At 52.0% G+C, this 17,053-nt stretch carries 14 protein-coding genes; 4 read left to right on the forward strand and 10 right to left on the reverse strand.

All coding sequences use genetic code 11. From position 1 onward, the window contains the following. The first annotated feature begins 20 nt into the window (after window positions 1-20). Both cls and GNG27_RS13240 read left to right on the forward strand, forming a co-directional pair. Window positions 21-1,481, forward strand: a complete 1,461-nt coding sequence (gene cls, locus GNG27_RS13235; RefSeq protein ID WP_142489826.1) for a cardiolipin synthase — start codon at window positions 21-23, stop codon at window positions 1,479-1,481. Window positions 1,482-1,518: 37 nt separating this feature from the next. Beyond that, window positions 1,519-1,848: an HI1450 family dsDNA-mimic protein gene (locus GNG27_RS13240; protein WP_142489827.1), complete on the forward strand. Its 330-nt coding sequence runs from the start codon at window positions 1,519-1,521 to the stop codon at window positions 1,846-1,848. A 59-nt stretch (window positions 1,849-1,907) separates the two neighbouring features. Here GNG27_RS13240 and oppF read toward each other — a convergent pair whose 3' ends face one another. The 6 genes from oppF to GNG27_RS13270 form a co-directional block, all read right to left on the reverse strand. Further along, complete coding sequence (gene oppF, locus GNG27_RS13245; RefSeq protein WP_142489828.1) at window positions 1,908-2,912, reverse strand: murein tripeptide/oligopeptide ABC transporter ATP-binding protein OppF; 1,005 nt, start codon at window positions 2,910-2,912, stop codon at window positions 1,908-1,910. Next, complete coding sequence (locus tag GNG27_RS13250) at window positions 2,909-3,922, reverse strand: ABC transporter ATP-binding protein (protein ID WP_156263970.1); 1,014 nt, start codon at window positions 3,920-3,922, stop codon at window positions 2,909-2,911. Before GNG27_RS13250 ends, oppF begins: the two co-directional genes overlap by 4 nt. Window positions 3,923-3,933: 11 nt before the next feature. After that, window positions 3,934-4,842, reverse strand: a complete 909-nt coding sequence (oppC, locus tag GNG27_RS13255; RefSeq protein ID WP_142489830.1) for an oligopeptide ABC transporter permease OppC — start codon at window positions 4,840-4,842, stop codon at window positions 3,934-3,936. A 14-nt stretch (window positions 4,843-4,856) separates the two neighbouring features. Continuing rightward, window positions 4,857-5,777, reverse strand: coding sequence for an oligopeptide ABC transporter permease OppB (oppB, locus tag GNG27_RS13260; protein WP_032611266.1), 921 nt, complete (start codon window positions 5,775-5,777; stop codon window positions 4,857-4,859). An 85-nt stretch (window positions 5,778-5,862) separates the two neighbouring features. Continuing rightward, the gene (gene oppA / locus GNG27_RS13265) at window positions 5,863-7,494 is read right to left on the reverse strand and encodes an oligopeptide ABC transporter substrate-binding protein OppA (protein WP_156263971.1); all 1,632 of its coding nucleotides are present in this window, start codon (window positions 7,492-7,494) and stop codon (window positions 5,863-5,865) included. 773 nt (window positions 7,495-8,267) lie between these two features. After that, window positions 8,268-8,915, reverse strand: a complete 648-nt coding sequence (locus tag GNG27_RS13270) for a YchE family NAAT transporter (RefSeq protein ID WP_106993184.1) — start codon at window positions 8,913-8,915, stop codon at window positions 8,268-8,270. A 477-nt stretch (window positions 8,916-9,392) separates the two neighbouring features. On the opposite strand from GNG27_RS13270, the gene adhE reads away from it, so the two are divergent. Further along, on the forward strand, window positions 9,393-12,074 hold the full coding sequence (gene adhE, locus GNG27_RS13275) for a bifunctional acetaldehyde-CoA/alcohol dehydrogenase (protein WP_156263972.1): 2,682 nt from the start codon (window positions 9,393-9,395) through the stop codon (window positions 12,072-12,074). A gap of 82 nt (window positions 12,075-12,156) precedes the next feature. On the opposite strand, the gene tdk is transcribed toward adhE, so the two are convergent. Beyond that, window positions 12,157-12,771: a thymidine kinase gene (gene tdk, locus GNG27_RS13280; RefSeq protein WP_156263973.1), complete on the reverse strand. Its 615-nt coding sequence runs from the start codon at window positions 12,769-12,771 to the stop codon at window positions 12,157-12,159. 548 nt (window positions 12,772-13,319) lie between these two features. On the opposite strand from tdk, the gene hns reads away from it, so the two are divergent. Next, window positions 13,320-13,733 carry a histone-like nucleoid-structuring protein H-NS gene (gene hns / locus GNG27_RS13285; RefSeq protein ID WP_039030686.1) on the forward strand — a complete coding sequence of 138 codons (414 nt, stop codon included), beginning with the start codon at window positions 13,320-13,322 and terminating at the stop codon, window positions 13,731-13,733. Window positions 13,734-13,931: 198 nt separating this feature from the next. Here hns and galU read toward each other — a convergent pair whose 3' ends face one another. The 3 genes from galU to rssA all read right to left on the reverse strand — a co-directional run bounded on the left by galU (window position 13,932) and on the right by rssA (window position 17,050). Then, complete coding sequence (gene galU, locus GNG27_RS13290) at window positions 13,932-14,840, reverse strand: UTP--glucose-1-phosphate uridylyltransferase GalU (RefSeq protein ID WP_142489834.1); 909 nt, start codon at window positions 14,838-14,840, stop codon at window positions 13,932-13,934. A gap of 201 nt (window positions 14,841-15,041) precedes the next feature. Then, window positions 15,042-16,055, reverse strand: coding sequence for a two-component system response regulator RssB (gene rssB / locus GNG27_RS13295; protein WP_142490111.1), 1,014 nt, complete (start codon window positions 16,053-16,055; stop codon window positions 15,042-15,044). Between the two features lie 92 nt (window positions 16,056-16,147). Then, window positions 16,148-17,050 (reverse strand): patatin-like phospholipase RssA, encoded by a 903-nt coding sequence (rssA, locus tag GNG27_RS13300; RefSeq protein WP_156263974.1) that lies wholly within the window; start codon window positions 17,048-17,050, stop codon window positions 16,148-16,150. Window positions 17,051-17,053 lie beyond the last annotated feature (3 nt).

Consider the following 17,053-nt stretch of genomic DNA (forward strand, 5'->3'; position numbering starts at 1 on the left):
TTTCAAAAGGATTTTTTATTATGACAACCTTCTACACCGTGGTGAGTTGGCTGCTCATTCTGGGGTACTGGCTGATTATCGCAGGTGTAACATTACGCATCCTGATGAAGCGCAGAGCCGTCCCCTCCGCCATGGCATGGCTGTTGATTATTTTTATCCTCCCGCTGGTTGGCATTATTGCGTATTTATCCTTTGGCGAGCTGCACCTCGGTAAACGCCGGGCGGAACGCGCCCGCGCCATGTGGCCCTCAACGGCAAAATGGCTTAACGACCTGAAATCCTGCAAACATATCTTTGCCGAAGAGAACAGCGACGTCGCCGCCTCCCTGTTTCAGCTCTGCGAGCGCCGCCAGGGCATTGCCGGGGTCAAGGGCAATCAGCTGCAGCTGATGACCACCTCCGATGACGTTATGCATGCTTTGATCCGCGATATTCAGCTGGCGCGGCATAACATTGAGATGGTGTTTTATATCTGGCAGCCGGGTGGCATGGCCGACCAGGTTGCGGAATCCCTGATGGCCGCCGCGCGCCGGGGCATTCACTGCCGTCTGATGCTCGACTCCGCCGGCAGCGTGACGTTTTTCCGCAGCAACTGGGCGTCGATGATGCGCAATGCCGGGGTGGAGGTGGTTGAGGCGTTGAAGGTCAATCTGCTGCGTGTGTTCCTGCGCCGGATGGACCTGCGCCAGCACCGCAAAATGGTGCTGATCGACAACTACATCGCCTATACCGGCAGCATGAATATGGTTGACCCTCGCTTCTTTAAACAGGATGCCGGCGTGGGCCAGTGGGTGGATCTGATGGCGCGTATGGAGGGCCCGGTCGCCACCGCGATGGGGGTTGTCTACTCCTGCGACTGGGAGATCGAAACCGGCAAACGCATTCTGCCTCCGCCCCCGGATGCCAACATCATGCCGTTTGAGCAGGCCAGCGGGCATACCATCCATACCATTGCCTCCGGCCCGGGCTTCCCGGAAGATCTCATTCATCAGGCGCTGCTGACTGCGGCCTATTCCGCCCGCGAATACCTGATCATGACCACCCCCTACTTCGTGCCGAGCGACGATCTGCTGCACGCCATCTGTACCGCCGCCCAGCGTGGAGTCGACGTCAGCATCATCCTGCCGCGCAAGAACGATTCGGTGCTGGTGGGCTGGGCCAGCCGGGCCTTCTTCAGCGAACTGCTGGCTGCCGGGGTGAAGATTTACCAGTTTGAAGGTGGCCTGCTGCACACTAAAAGCGTGCTGGTGGATGGCGAACTTAGCCTGGTGGGCACGGTTAACCTGGACATGCGCAGCCTGTGGCTCAATTTTGAGATCACCCTGGTGATCGATGACGCCGGTTTTGGCGGCGATTTGGCAGCCGTCCAGGACGACTATATCTCCCGCTCCCGCTTGCTGGACGCGCGTTTGTGGGTGAAAAGACCGCTGTGGCAGCGAATTACCGAACGACTGTTTTACTTCTTTAGTCCGTTGCTGTAAAACGTGCCCAACCAACGATGTTAAACAGGTAGTCATCATGGAAATGGATCTGAACAATCGCCTGACCGAAGACGAAACGCTTGAGCAGGCCTACGATATCTTTCTTGAACTGGCCGTCGATAATCTCGACCCGGCAGATGTGATCCTCTTCAATCTACAGTTTGAAGAGCGCGGCGGCGCAGAGCTGTTCGACCCGTCTGAAGACTGGGAAGAGCACGTCGATTATGACCTGAACCCGGACTTCTTCGCTGAGGTGGTGATTGGTCTGGCTGATGAAGATGGCGGTGAGATTAACGACATCTTTGCCCGCGTTCTGCTGTGCCGCGAGAAAGACCATAAGCTGTGCCACATACTCTGGCGTGAATAAAATATGGCGCGAATAAAAAAAGGCTGCGAATGCAGCCTTTTTTAATACCTGTTATCCACTCAGAGCGGGTCGACCTTCAGGCACGAAACCGCATGGCGGAAGCTGCCTTCGAGCACCGGACGTGTTTTCGCGCACTCCGGCCCGGCAATCGGGCAGCGGGTACGGAACACACAGCCCGATGGCGGATTGATCGGCGACGGCAGTTCCCCTTCCAGAAGCTGAATAGTTTTATTCTTCTCCAGATCCGGATCCGGGACCGGCACCGCAGACATCAGGGCTTTGGTATAAGGATGCAGCGGGTTGTGGTAGACCTCATCGTAGGTGCCCAGCTCTACCGCATGACCCAGATACATCACCAGCACGCGATCGGAGATGTGCTTCACCACCGCCAGATCGTGGGCGATAAAGATCAGCGACAGGCCCATCTCACGCTGCAGTTTTTGCAGCAGGTTAACCACCTGCGCCTGGATCGACACGTCCAGCGCCGAAACCGGTTCGTCACAGATAATCAGTTTCGGCTCGAGGATCAGCGCGCGGGCAATCCCGATACGCTGACACTGACCGCCTGAGAACTCGTGCGGATAGCGGTTGATAAGGTTCGGCAGCAGGCCCACTTTCATCATCATCGCTTTGACGCGGTCACGCACTTCAGTACGTGGCATTTTCGGATGATAGGTGCGCAGCGGCTCGGCGATGATCTCCCCGATGGTCATACGCGGGTTCAGGGATGCCAGCGGATCCTGGAAAATCATCTGAATGTCGCTACGCACCGCGCGCCACTCTTCAGGTTTCATCCCCAGCAGATCTTTGCCCAGCCAGGCCACCTTGCCGTCCGTCGCTTTCACCAGACCAATAATCGCGCGCGCGAAGGTAGATTTGCCGCAGCCTGACTCACCCACCACGCCCAGGGTCTCCCCTTCGTACAGACGCAGGGTGACACCATCCACCGCTTTCAGAGTTTTGGCTGGCTGCCAGAACCACTGCTTGCCATCCTTGATATCAAAGTGGACTTTCAGATCCGCGATTTCGAGCAGGACATTACGTTTTTCGTCAATGACAGTCATACCAGCTCCTCGTACGGCTTAAAGCAGGCACGCAGACGGCCTGGGGCAAACTCTTCCAGCGGTGGCGCGCTGTTGCAGATCTCCATCGCGTGCGGACAACGCGGCTGGAACGGACAGCCTGTCGGCAGGCGCAGCAGGTTTGGCGGGTTGCCCGGAATAGTCAGCAGTGATTCCCCTTCCGCATCAAGACGCGGAACGGCGTTCAGCAGGCCGATAGAGTACGGGTGTGCCGGGTTGTAGAACACATCCCGCGCTTTGCCGTACTCCATGGTGCGACCGGCATACATCACCAGCACTTTGTCGCAGATCCCGGCGACCACGCCCAGATCGTGGGTAATCATAATGATCGCCGTATTGAACTCGCGCTTCAGCTCGTTCAGCAGGGTCATGATCTGCGCCTGAACGGTCACGTCCAGCGCGGTGGTCGGTTCATCGGCAATCAGCAGTTTTGGCCGGCACAGCAGGGCCATGGCGATCATCACACGCTGGCGCATCCCACCGGAAAACTCATGCGGGAACATGCGCATACGCTTACGCGCTTCAGGCATTTTCACCGCATCCAGCATTTTCACCGACTCTTCAAAGGCTTCGGCTTTGCCCAGCCCTTTATGCAGCATCAGCACTTCCATCAGCTGCTCGCCCACCCGCATATACGGGTTCAGGGAGGTCATCGGATCCTGGAAAATCATCGAGATCTGCTCGGCGCGCAGCTTGTTCAGCTCGTTTTCCGGCAGGTTGAGGATCTGTTTGCCGTTAAAGGTGGCAGCCCCCCCGATGACGCCATTTTGTGCCAGCAGCCCCATCAGCGCGAAGGCCGTCTGGGATTTACCGGAACCGGATTCACCCACGATCCCCAGCGTCTCACCCGCCCGCAGGCTGAAGTTGAGATCGTTTACCGCGGTGACATCGCCATCCGGCGTTTTAAAGGTGACGCGCAGATCTTTCACATCCAGCAGCGCATTGCCCTGCTGTTGGGTTTGTGGCGCAGATGCCGTTTCAATAATGGTCATGGCGGCGCTCCTTAACGGTCTTTCGGATCGAGGGCATCACGCAGGCCATCGCCGATAAAGTTGAAACAAAACAGTGTCACGACCAGGAAACCTGCCGGGAACAGCAGCAGCCACGGTGATACTTCCATCGAGTTCGCGCCATCGCTGAGCAATGCACCCCAGCTGCTCAGCGGCTCTTGGGTACCCAGACCCAGGAAGCTGAGGAAGGACTCAAACAGGATCATGCTCGGCACCAGCAGGGAGGCATACACCACCACCACGCCCAGCACGTTCGGGACGATATGACGGACCACGATATTGCCGGTAGAGACCCCACCCACCTGCGCCGCTTCGATAAACTCTTTGCGCTTCAGGCTCAGGGTCTGGCCGCGCACGATACGTGCCATGTCCAGCCAGGAAACCATGCCGATAGCAACGAAGATCAGCAGGATGTTCTGACCGAAGAAGGTCACCAGCAGGATCACAAAGAACATGAACGGGAAGGAGTTGAGGATCTCAAGGATACGCATCATCACCGAATCGACTTTACCGCCGAGATAGCCGGACAGCGATCCGTACAGAGTACCCAGAATCACCGCCACGAAGGCCGCGGCAATACCCACCATCAGCGAGATACGCCCGCCGATGGCCACACGGACCAGCAGGTCACGCCCGGAGGAGTCGGTGCCGAAGTAGTGGCCCGATTCGCTATCCGGTGCGCTGGACATCATGCCCCAGTCGGTATCGAAGTAGGTGAACTGCGACAGCATCGGCGCTAAGGTCACAAACAGGGCGATAATCACCAGCACAATCAGGCTGGCAACCGCCGCGCGGTTGTGCATAAAGCGACGGCGGGCATCCTGCCAGAGACTGCGTCCTTCGACTTCCAGTTTTTCACTGAAGTTTTCCAGCGCCTCGCTATTTTTCTTACTTAACATCATGGCGAGCTCCAGTGTCAGTAGCGGATTTTCGGATCGATGACGGCATACAGCACATCGACGATCGCGTTAAAGAAAATGGTCAGCGCACCGACGAGGATGGTCAGACTCAATACCAGAGAGTAGTCGCGGTTAAGGGCGCCGTTAACGAACAGCTGGCCGATACCAGGCAGACCATAGATGGTCTCGATAACCATTGAACCGGTAATGATACCGACGAACGCTGGGCCTAAATAAGAGAGAACCGGCAATAACGCAGGTTTCAACGCATGACGGAAAATAATCCGGCGCATTGGCAGCCCTTTCGCGCGTGCGGTACGGATGAAGTTGGAGTGCAGGACTTCAATCATCGAACCACGGGTAATACGCGCAATGCTGGCAATATAGGCCAGTGACAGCGCCACCATCGGCAGAATCATGTACTGCAGCGCCCCGCCATTCCAGCCGCCGCCGGGCAACCATTTAAGGGTGATAGCGAATATCATGACCAGCAAGGGTGCGACGACAAAACTCGGTATGACGACCCCGGTCATTGCCACCCCCATTACGGCGTAGTCCCATTTGGTATTTTGATTCAGCGCGGCAATCACGCCCGCCGTGACGCCAAGAATAACGGCCAGTAAAAATGCCGCGGCGCCTAATTTAGCCGAAACGGGGAAGCTGGACGCCACCAGATCGTTTACGGAATAGTCTTTATATTTAAATGACGGTCCAAAATCGCCGTGCGCCAGCTGCTTCAGATAATTGAAATACTGGGTGGAGATCGGATCGTTTAAATGGTATTTCGCTTCGATATTCGCCATGACTTCAGGCGGCAGCGTACGTTCACCGGTAAATGGACTGCCCGGCGCGAGACGCATCATAAAGAAGGAGATCGTTATGAGAATAAAAAGCGTTGGGATCGCTTCAAGACAGCGACGTAGGATAAATTTCAACATTGCCCGTACCTTCTGGCGTGTGCCTATATAGTATTACGATGAGTAGACACCGTGGGGCAGGCATCGCCCGCCCCACTCATTGCCATTAATGCTTGATGATATACAAGTTTTTAACGTAGATATTATCCATCGGGTCTTTACCGGTATAACCACCTACCCACGGTTTCACCAGACGGGCGTTCACGTAGTAGTAAACCGGCACGATCGCAGAGTCTTTATCAAGCTGCTGTTCTGCTTTCGAATACAGCTCAGCGCGCTGCGCTTCGTCCGTGACTTTCAGGGTATCGCCGATCAGCTTATCGAACTCTGCGCTCTTATAGTGCGCGGTGTTGTTCGAGCTGTCGCTCAGCATGGTGTTCAGGAAGGAGGTTGGTTCGTTATAGTCCGCACACCAGCCTGCACGCGCCACATCAAAGGTGCCCTGATGACGGCTGTCCAGGAAGGTTTTCCACTCCTGGTTTTCCAGCTTCACGTTCGCACCCAGGTTTTTCTTCCAGATGGAGGAGACGGCGATAGCCAGTTTTTTATGCAGATCGGAGGTATTGTACAGCAGGCTAAAGGCCAGCGGCTTGTCGGCGGTATAACCGGCTTCGGCCAGCAGTTTCTTCGCTTCAGCATTACGCTGTTCCTGGGTCATTTTGAACCATTCTGGCTCGGTCAGCTTCGCGCCATCGGTATACGGCGGGGTGTAACTATAAGCCGGCAGGTCGCCCTGGTTTTTCACTTTATTCACGATGATATCGCGATCCAGTGCCAGCTTAAGCGCGGTACGCACGCGAACGTCGGTGAATGGCGCTTTCTGGTTGTTGATTTCGTAGTAATAGGTACACAGATACGGGTCAACGTGAACTTCAGCCGGGATCTCTTTTTTCAGCTTTTGGAACAGTTCGATCGGCATGTTGTTATAGGTCATGTCGATTTCGCCGCTGCGGTAGCGGTTAACGTCAGTCACTTCAGAAGAGATTGGCAGGTAGGTGACCTGATTGATTACGGTTTTCGCGTTATCCCAGTAATTAGTATTACGCTCCAGGTCGATACGCTCGTTAACAACCCAGGCTTTCAGCTTGTAGGCGCCGTTGGTAACGATATTGGCAGGCTGGGTCCACTTCTCGCCGAATTTCTCAACCGCTGCTTTTGGAACAGGGGAAACGGACGGGTGAACCAGCAATTTGTAGAAATACGGGACTGGCTCGCTCAGGGTCACTTCGAAGGTATTGTCATCGATCGCTTTTACGCCGAGGTCGGTAATCGGTTTTTTGCCGGTGATGATGTCATCGATATTGGCGATATGGCCATACTGCAGATAGCTCGCATACGGAGAGGCGGTGTTTGGATCCGCCAGGCGCTGCCAGCTATAAACGAAATCTTGTGCGGTAACCGGAGAACCGTCAGACCATTTTGCGTCTTTACGCAGGTGGAAGGTCCAGACTTTAAAGTCTTTGTTTTCCCATTTTTCAGCAACCCCGGCAACCGGGTGACCGTCTACGTCAGTAACCAGCAGACCTTCGAACAGGTCGCGGTTAACGTTTGACTCCGGTACACCTTCAATTTTGTGCGGATCCAGAGACTGAACCTCAGCACCGTTGTTACGCACCAGCGTTTGCTTCTCCGCCAGCTGAACCCCAGCAGGTACGTCAGCAGCCATTGCAACGTTGCCCGCGATTAGCGCAGTTAAAATCCCCGCCGCGACCAGACTTTTTTTTGTGATGTTGGACATTGTGTTGATACTCCACTCTTTATAATTACTGGTTTTTTACCAGCCTGTTTAATTCCCCTTTTTTGGGGTTCCCTGACAACGTAGGAGTTTATGCTGCTGTCAGGCGTTTTTACTTCTCGCTATCACCGACTTTACTATTACTAACGGCTCGTCTGGCCGCCTTGCGTCGATTCTTAACAGGCCTCCCCTGTCGAGGCCCGTCTTAATTCTTTTAGATCAGAATCGTTAATGAAAAAGATTCTCATCTAAAAGATTTCTGCGGAAAATATAAGGCCGGAAAGTACCAAATGGCTTTCCCGGGTGCCAATACATTTTGCAAATTTGTTAACCAATTCTCTTTTACGGAAGTTACCGTTAAGCTGTGGGCTACCCTGCCGCGCATCAAAAGCCAAGAAAACCTTCGCTTTTCAATGGGATGTAGAAAGTGTGCTCGACGGTGGCGTCGCAGTGCTGAAGACGAGGTGTTGTTTGTACAAAAAATTAACAACTGTCTATTATTTAGCACATTCATCTAATTCATTCATCAAATTACTAATATCATCTCAGTTATCCCGCAGCAAGCCCCAGAGTATCGTGTGAGTAAAATAACAGTCTTATTGCGCGGAATGTGACCAGGACGCTGTCGGGGTGGGAGCCAAGTGTTTGATAGTTAACAAAACAAAATTATTAGTAAAATTTATTATAGTTAAAGCGATTTTCAACTTTCATTATATGATTTGCTGATAATGACAAAAAAAACGGCGCCACTGGCGCCGCGCTTTCATTTGAAATGGTTAACTCAATAAGCCCGGAAATATTGATTTCAGCCCGGTCACAATAAATTCAATCCCCAGCGCCATCAGCAGCAAACCCATAATACGGGTGATAACGTTAATGCCGGTCTGGCCAAGCAGTCGCACCAGCCAGGGGGCAATACGGAATACGCCCCAACAGCAGAACGCAAACAGCGCAATGGCAATCGAGAAGCCAATCAGATGCATTAGATTGTGGTAGCGCGTTCCCCAGACGATGGTGGAACTGATGGCACCCGGCCCCGCCATTAAGGGCAACGCCAGCGGCACCACGCCAATACTTTCGCGGATAGCCGTCTCTGATTTTTCTTGTTTGTTTTGTTTGTCTTCACCCAATTTGCCGCTGATCATCGACATCGCGATGGTTACCACCAGGATCCCGCCGGCAATCCGGAACGAATCAATAGAGATGCCAAAAATCTGCAATATAGAGTCGCCAAGATAAAGAGAGGTCAGCAGGATGATCGCAACCGACAGGTTTGCCGTCAGGTTGGTCTTATTTCTGGCAAGCGCGGTCTGATAGCTGGTCATACTGATAAAGACAGGAATAATGCCCACCGGGTTAACCAGCGCGAACAGACCGATAAAAAACTTAAAATAGGTAGGAAAATCAAAGAGCGATAGGCTCACAGTTAGCTCCGCTGATAAGCAAGACTCAAGATAAAGAGGTGGCAACACCAATAACCGCGCAGAAGATACGCTTTTTGCGCATGCACTTCATCACAATATTGCGAATTATAGTGGTTTGACGCTGTAAAATATTTGTGTACTAAATGCATTCCTGTGGTTCAATTGCTTTTGCAATTATTTAACATCTGATAAAACGCCCCAAAATACCCCTGCTGAAAGGTATCAGCTTATGGATAAATTGATACAGATCATGTTTTCCGTACTCAGAAGTGAGTAATCTTGATTACGCCACCACGGAGATTCAGTATCTGAACGTAGGCTACTGATGGGAGGCTCTTTTAGTAAATCAGGGGAACGATAAAAACGTTAACACCTTGTTTTTATGTAAGTTAAGCAAGTGGCAAAGGCGCTGACTATACTGTTTTCGTGTCGAGCAGCTGATTTACTAAAAGAGTTTAACATTATCAGGAGAGCATTATGGCTGTTACTAATGTCGCAGAGCTTAACGCACTTGTAGAGCGCGTAAAAAAAGCCCAGCGTGAATATGCCAATTTCACCCAAGAACAGGTTGATAAAATCTTCCGCGCCGCCGCTCTGGCTGCTGCAGATGCTCGAATCCCTCTCGCTAAAATGGCCGTTGCCGAATCCGGTATGGGTATCGTTGAAGATAAAGTGATTAAAAACCACTTCGCTTCTGAGTATATCTACAACGCCTATAAAGATGAGAAGACTTGCGGCGTCCTGTCTGAAGATGACACTTTCGGTACCATCACCATTGCAGAACCTATCGGTATCATCTGCGGTATCGTTCCGACAACCAACCCAACTTCTACTGCTATCTTCAAATCGCTCATCAGCCTGAAGACGCGTAACGCAATCATTTTCTCTCCACACCCACGTGCTAAAGATGCGACCAACAAAGCGGCCGATATCGTTCTGCAAGCGGCGATCGCTGCAGGTGCACCGAAAGATCTGATCGGCTGGATCGATCAACCTTCTGTGGAGCTGTCTAACGCACTGATGCACCACCCTGACATTAACCTGATCCTTGCGACCGGTGGTCCAGGCATGGTTAAAGCCGCGTATAGCTCCGGTAAACCGGCTATCGGCGTAGGTGCAGGTAACACCCCGGTTGTTATCGACGAAACCGCCGATATCAAACGTGCTGTTGCATCCGTACTGATGTCTAAAACCTTCGACAACGGCGTTATCTGTGCTTCCGAGCAGTCCGTTGTGGTTGTTGACTCCGCATACGATGCCGTTCGCGAACGTTTCGCCAGCCACGGCGGCTATCTGCTGCAGGGCAAAGAGCTGAAAGCCGTTCAGGATATCATTCTGAAAAATGGCGCACTGAACGCCGCCATCGTAGGTCAGCCAGCATACAAAATCGCTGAACTGGCAGGCTTCACCGTTCCGGCTACCACTAAGATCCTGATTGGTGAAGTGAGTGTCGTTGACGAGAGCGAGCCGTTTGCTCACGAAAAACTGTCTCCAACGCTGGCAATGTACCGCGCGAAAGATTTTGAAGACGCGGTCGTTAAAGCAGAGAAACTGGTTGCCATGGGCGGTATCGGTCATACCTCCTGCCTGTACACCGACCAGGATAACCAGCCTGAACGTGTCGCGCACTTCGGCCAGATGATGAAAACTGCACGTATCCTGATCAACACCCCTGCTTCTCAGGGTGGTATCGGTGACCTGTATAACTTTAAACTCGCGCCTTCCCTGACTCTGGGTTGTGGTTCATGGGGTGGTAACTCCATCTCTGAGAACGTTGGTCCTAAGCACCTGATCAACAAGAAAACCGTTGCTAAGCGAGCTGAAAACATGTTGTGGCATAAACTTCCGAAATCTATCTACTTCCGCCGCGGCTCTCTGCCAATCGCGCTGGATGAAGTGATTACTGATGGCCACAAACGTGCGCTCATCGTGACCGACCGTTTCCTGTTCAACAACGGCTACGCAGACCAGATCACCTCTGTGCTGAAAGCTGCTGGTGTGGAAACTGAAGTGTTCTTCGAAGTAGAAGCTGACCCAACCCTGACCGTTGTTCGCAAAGGTGCAGAGCTGGCAAACTCCTTCAAACCAGACGTGATCATCGCGCTGGGCGGCGGCTCCCCAATGGATGCAGCCAAAATCATGTGGGTCATGTACGAACACCCGGAAACGCACTTCGAAGAGCTGGCGCTGCGCTTTATGGATATCCGTAAACGTATCTACAAGTTCCCGAAAATGGGCGTGAAAGCGAAAATGATCGCCGTCACCACCACTTCCGGTACCGGTTCTGAAGTGACGCCGTTTGCCGTTGTAACCGACGATGCAACCGGTCAGAAATACCCACTGGCAGACTATGCGCTGACCCCGGATATGGCGATTGTTGATGCCAACCTGGTGATGGATATGCCGAAATCACTCTGTGCGTTCGGTGGTCTGGATGCAGTAACTCACGCCCTGGAAGCTTACGTTTCCGTGCTGGCCTCTGAGTTCTCTGACGGCCAGGCTCTGCAGGCGCTTAAACTGCTGAAAGAGAACCTGCCAGCGTCTTACAACGAAGGCTCTAAAAACCCTGTTGCCCGTGAGCGTGTGCACAGTGCTGCCACCATCGCCGGTATCGCGTTTGCTAACGCCTTCCTGGGTGTGTGTCACTCCATGGCGCACAAGCTGGGCTCTCAGTTCCACATTCCTCACGGTCTGGCGAACGCCCTGCTGATTTCTAACGTTATCCGTTACAACGCTAACGACAACCCGACTAAGCAGACCGCATTCAGCCAGTACGACCGTCCGCAGGCTCGTCGTCGCTATGCAGAAATCGCTGACCACCTGGGCCTGAGCGCGCCTGGTGACCGCACTGCTGCGAAGATCGAGAAGCTGCTGGCATGGCTGGATAGCATCAAAGCGGAACTGGGTATTCCTAAGTCTATCCGTGAAGCGGGCGTTCAGGAAGCTGACTTCCTGGCACACGTTGACAAGCTGTCTGAAGATGCCTTTGATGACCAGTGTACTGGTGCGAACCCGCGCTACCCACTGATCGCAGAGCTGAAACAGATCCTGCTGGATACTTACTACGGCCGTGAATACTCTGAAGGCGTAGCGGCATCAGCTGCACCTGCTGTAGACGTCGTAGTCAAAGCGGAAAAGAAAGCGAAGAAAAGCGCTTAATTAATCGCTAAATAAAAAACCCGCTCCGGCGGGTTTTTTTATGTCTGTGCTCCAGGGATAACAGAGAGATGAAATAGCGTCGTTAACGACGACAGGTATCCTGAATGGCCGTCAGAGAGCCTACAACCAGCGCTTCTTTATAATGCTTACGGCAGACGGATACATAGCGCTCATTGCCGCCAATCACTACCTGCTCGCCTTCAGCATAGGGTTTGCCAGCCTGATCGAGACGCAGCACCATACTCGCTTTACGGCCGCAGAAACAGATGGTTTTCAATTCAACCAGTTTATCCGACCAGGCCAGTAAATACTGACTGCCAATAAACAGCTCGCCGCGAAAATCAGTACGCAGGCCATAACAGAGCACCGGAATATCCAGTTCGTCGACCACTTCTGATAACTCATGCACCTGCTGGCGCGTTAAAAACTGGCTCTCATCCACCAGCACACAATGCACAGCCTGAGTAGCAACCTCTGCGCGGATCTCTTCCAGCAGATTGGTTTGTGGGTTATATAGCTTTGCCGGTGACGAGAGACCAATTCGCGAGCTAACCTTTCCGCTACCGAAACGATCGTCAATCTCTGCGGTGTAAACCAGGGTCTGCATCCCGCGCTCCTGGTAATTGTAGGAGGATTGCAGTAATGCGGTCGACTTACCTGCGTTCATTGCTGAATAGTAGAAATACAGTTGTGCCATTGGCCGTTAAACCCTAATCAATGTGTATTATTACCGATGCGCGATTGTACCATATTTTGTCTGGTCTTCCGTGCTACAGCGCGCTTTGTCGGCAGTTCGGGGCATTGTTTCCCTGCCTGGATATACAACAGGCAGCGGCAAAGGCAGGTTAAAACATCAAATGAATAACGGCTTTAAAATCGGTAAGTTCAGGAAAAATCTATTATTTTAATGGACTAACAGAGTCAAAAATGAGGCAGGAATAATTAACTGTTTCAGCGGTCAACCGTGTTTCCAGTACTAATACGAAAGGTTGATATTTATCCTGAGTAACAATAATCGCAGATAAAATTACCCACAAAAAAAGAGTTAGCCGTCAGGTTTACTACACATCTGTTGATAACGTAGCCCTCTTTTCGCCGCTGGAATTTAAGTTAACGATATTAATAATAGTGACAAATATTAGGTGTTTTTTGAATTCCTTACATTCTGACCTATTGCATATATCAATTTATGCCTCTATTATTACTTCAACAAACCCCCCACATTATAAGTTTGAGATTACTACAATGAGCGAAGCACTTAAAATTCTGAACAACATCCGTACTCTTCGTGCCCAGGCGAGAGAATGTACTCTGGAAACGCTTGAAGAAATGCTGGAGAAATTAGAAGTCGTGGTTAATGAGCGTCGTGAAGAAGAAAACGCCGCGGCTGCTGAGATCGAAGAACGTACTCGTAAACTGCAGCAATATCGTGAAATGCTGATCGCTGATGGTATTGATCCAAACGAATTGCTGAACAGCATGGCTGCCGCTAAAACAGGCACCAAAGCTAAACGTGCTGCACGCCCGGCTAAATATAGCTACATCGATGAGAACGGCGAATCTAAAACCTGGACTGGCCAGGGTCGCACTCCAGCTGTTATCAAAAAAGCCATGGACGAGCAAGGTAAACAACTGGACGACTTCCTGATTCAGGAATAAGTTAGCAAGTTATCCGAAAATCCCGCTTAATGCGGGATTTTTTATGCCTGTATTTTATACGGTGTGACATTCGGTTACATGCTGTCATATAAATTTTATCCTCTACTATTCCTCTGAGCCCGAGCCCCTATCAAAAGCGCATAAAAAAACCGGTGTAGCCAGGCTATCACCGGTTTTTGCTTACGCATCAGCGTCTGGTTAGTTTTTAATGTCCAGCGTATCTTTCAGCCAGTCTTTAAATTCCTCACCCAGTGACTGGTGGCGAATACCATATTCAACAAAGGCCTGCATGTAACCGAGTTTATTACCGCAGTCATGGCTCTTACCTTTCATATGGTAGGCTTCAACGGTCTCTTTTTCGATCAGCATGTCGATGCCGTCGGTCAGCTGGATTTCATCTCCGGCGCCTGGAGGCGTTTTCGCCAGCAGCGGCCAAATCTCTGCGCTCAGGACATAACGCCCCACCACAGCCAGATTAGATGGCGCTACGTCGGCTTTTGGCTTCTCAACCACGCCCACCATAGGCACGCTGTCGCCCGGGTTCATCTCCACGCCTTTGCAGTCTACAACGCCGTATGCGGTCACATCTTCAACCGGCTCAACCATGATCTGGCTGCTGCCGGTTTCATCGAAACGTTTAATCATTTCTGCCAGGTTATCCTGAGACAGATCGGATTCAAACTCGTCGAGAATAACGTCCGGTAAAATAACCGCCACCGGCTCGTTACCTACAACCGGATGAGCACACAGCACCGCATGGCCCAGACCTTTTGCCAGCCCCTGACGAACCTGCATAATAGTAACGTGCGGCGGGCAAATAGACTGCACTTCCTGCAGAAGCTGACGCTTAACACGTTTTTCCAGCATGGCTTCGAGTTCAAAACTGGTATCGAAATGGTTTTCGATAGAGTTTTTGGATGAATGTGTTACCAGCACAATTTCAGTAATGCCGGCGGCAATACATTCGTTGACCACATACTGGATTAATGGCTTATCAACGAGTGGCAGCATCTCTTTTGGAATTGCCTTCGTTGCTGGCAGCATCCTGGTTCCCAACCCGGCAACCGGGATAACGGCCTTTGTCACTTTCGAATTTACGGCAGCCATTGAAACTCTCCTGAACTGTTCATGTTTTGAACTTTAGTCTGCATTAATAACGCGTTCAGTATATCAGTCGGAGGGTGAAGTCCGGGTCTGAAAAGGACGCGCTACCGCTTAATTAGGATAAATACGAATGATAACTTGCACCGATAGTAGCATTGCCAATGAAACGGCGGTAAAGCTATCTACCGTTTAAATTCCAACTGATTATTCCGTGGACAACATTAAGCGTAACCGCCCTCCTGTTCCCCAAATTTGACATTGCCATGAGGTGCAGCGGTGGCTTATTTGATTGAGATAGGTATTGCCTAAGGTTCCTAACGGAACGCCGTTGCTGACCTGAATATGATGTTCGCCAGTATTAAGCGTGGCATTAAGACCGGCAGAAACCAGAATCAAATTTTTCAGGCCGCTGTGGTAATAACCGACCAGTAACGGAAATTGTCCGGGTAAACTTGCCTGACGCAGCAGCTGGTTAACCTGTTTAAGTAAACTCCCCAACTCTGGCAGGCGTTGTCCCTGATGAGAAAGTTGTTCCTGGAGCAAGCCATTAAACAGGGCGCGTAATAATAACGCAGCCAGCACGCCATTATCCCCCGCCCGGGTAACATCCAGACAATAAAATGCCAGATCGTTATCGGATAACGGGGCGATATCCAGCACCAGTCCAGGTTGATCGGCGGCCATCAGCTGACGGTAATTCACTTTGCAACCGGAGATGTTCTGTTGCACCGGAGGCTGCAATTCCTGTAAAAGCTTTGCCGCCGCAGTGGGGTTATTAACCAGCGCATCCCAGTCCTGAAAGAGTCGCTCCTCTTCTTCTACCCGCGAATTAAACATATTGGGATAGAGGCACGCGAGGACAGTTTCACGCAGGCGATTAAGATCTTTCACCGGCTTAAGCAGGACATCCTGCACCCCCAGACGCAACGCTTTGGCGATGTCGGCCATATTCTCGGTCGCGGAAATAACGAGGATGGGGATCTGATCCCCCGCGTTACGTAAATGCTCCACCAGCTTCAGGCCGTTCATCCGCGGCATGGCGATATCGCAAATCATAAGATCGGGCTTCAGCCCTGCCATTTTTTCCAGGGCGTCCACGCCATCCCCTGCAAGTGCTGTTGTTGCTCCCAGTGATGAAAGCCACGAATCCAGTAGTGAGCGGAAAACAGGCTCGTCTTCAACTATAAGAATTTGTTTCCCGGCTAATGGTTGTGTCATGGTTTCTCCCGGCGCTGACAATAGATCAATAGTGGCATGCTATCGGTACTATCGCCTGTCAGATTTTGCTGAAGTAATCAAAAAAAGCGTGCTCAGGCAGAAGCCCGCACCAAAGGTAATAATTCATCCATTTTCTTTTCGACTGCCTGTGCGCCAGCGGTTATTGCCGCCTCTGCACGATGGAAATCGAGCGTTGAAATTTGTGGACAAAAAGGTTGAATCAATATATCCGGCGGGTCACCCGCCATTCGATTGCGTTTCAGGCGATTTTCCAGCACCTGAATCGAGGTGGTCATAATCTCCATCGCCGTCGGCGCAGCGACCCGTTTACGCGTCGCCACACGGCTCAGACGTCCGCGCAGGCGTTCATGCCAGGCGAGATCGTCAAGTGCACCATCATCCGTTTGGGTATTTACCGGCATCAGGTCCTGCTGCATCAGGTGGGCATCATGCTGGAGATCGACCGCAATCACGATGTCGGCCCCCATCGCGCGGGTCAGTGAAATCGGTACAGGATTAACAACGCCGCCGTCCACCAGCCAGTAGCCATTGTGCGGAACCGGCGCCATCAGGCCCGGCATGCTGCAGGAGGCGCGTACGGCAAGATGGATATCGCCTTCGGTGAACCAGATTTCACGGCCGGTGCTGAGGTTGGTCGCAACCGCACCGAAAGGCATCTGGCAGCTGGAGAATTCTGTCAGGGGCATAACCTGGCGGAAACGGTTGAAGACGCGCTCACCGCGTAATAACCCACCACGTTGCCAGGAGAGATCCATCAGGCGCAGGACGTCCCAGTAGCTAAAGGATCGTACCCAGGTTTCCAGCTCGGGGAGTTTGCCACACGAATAAGCGGCCCCCACCAGAGAACCTATTGAACAGCCTGCGACAATATCAATTTCGATACCTAAACGTTGTAAGGCGTTGATCACACCAATATGTGACCAGCCCCGGGCTGCTCCCGAGCCCAACGCCAGTCCGATTTTAACTTTTCTCATTAG

The sequence above is a fragment of the Leclercia sp. 119287 genome (assembly GCF_009734485.1).
Taxonomy (GTDB): domain Bacteria; phylum Pseudomonadota; class Gammaproteobacteria; order Enterobacterales; family Enterobacteriaceae; genus Enterobacter; species Enterobacter adecarboxylatus_C.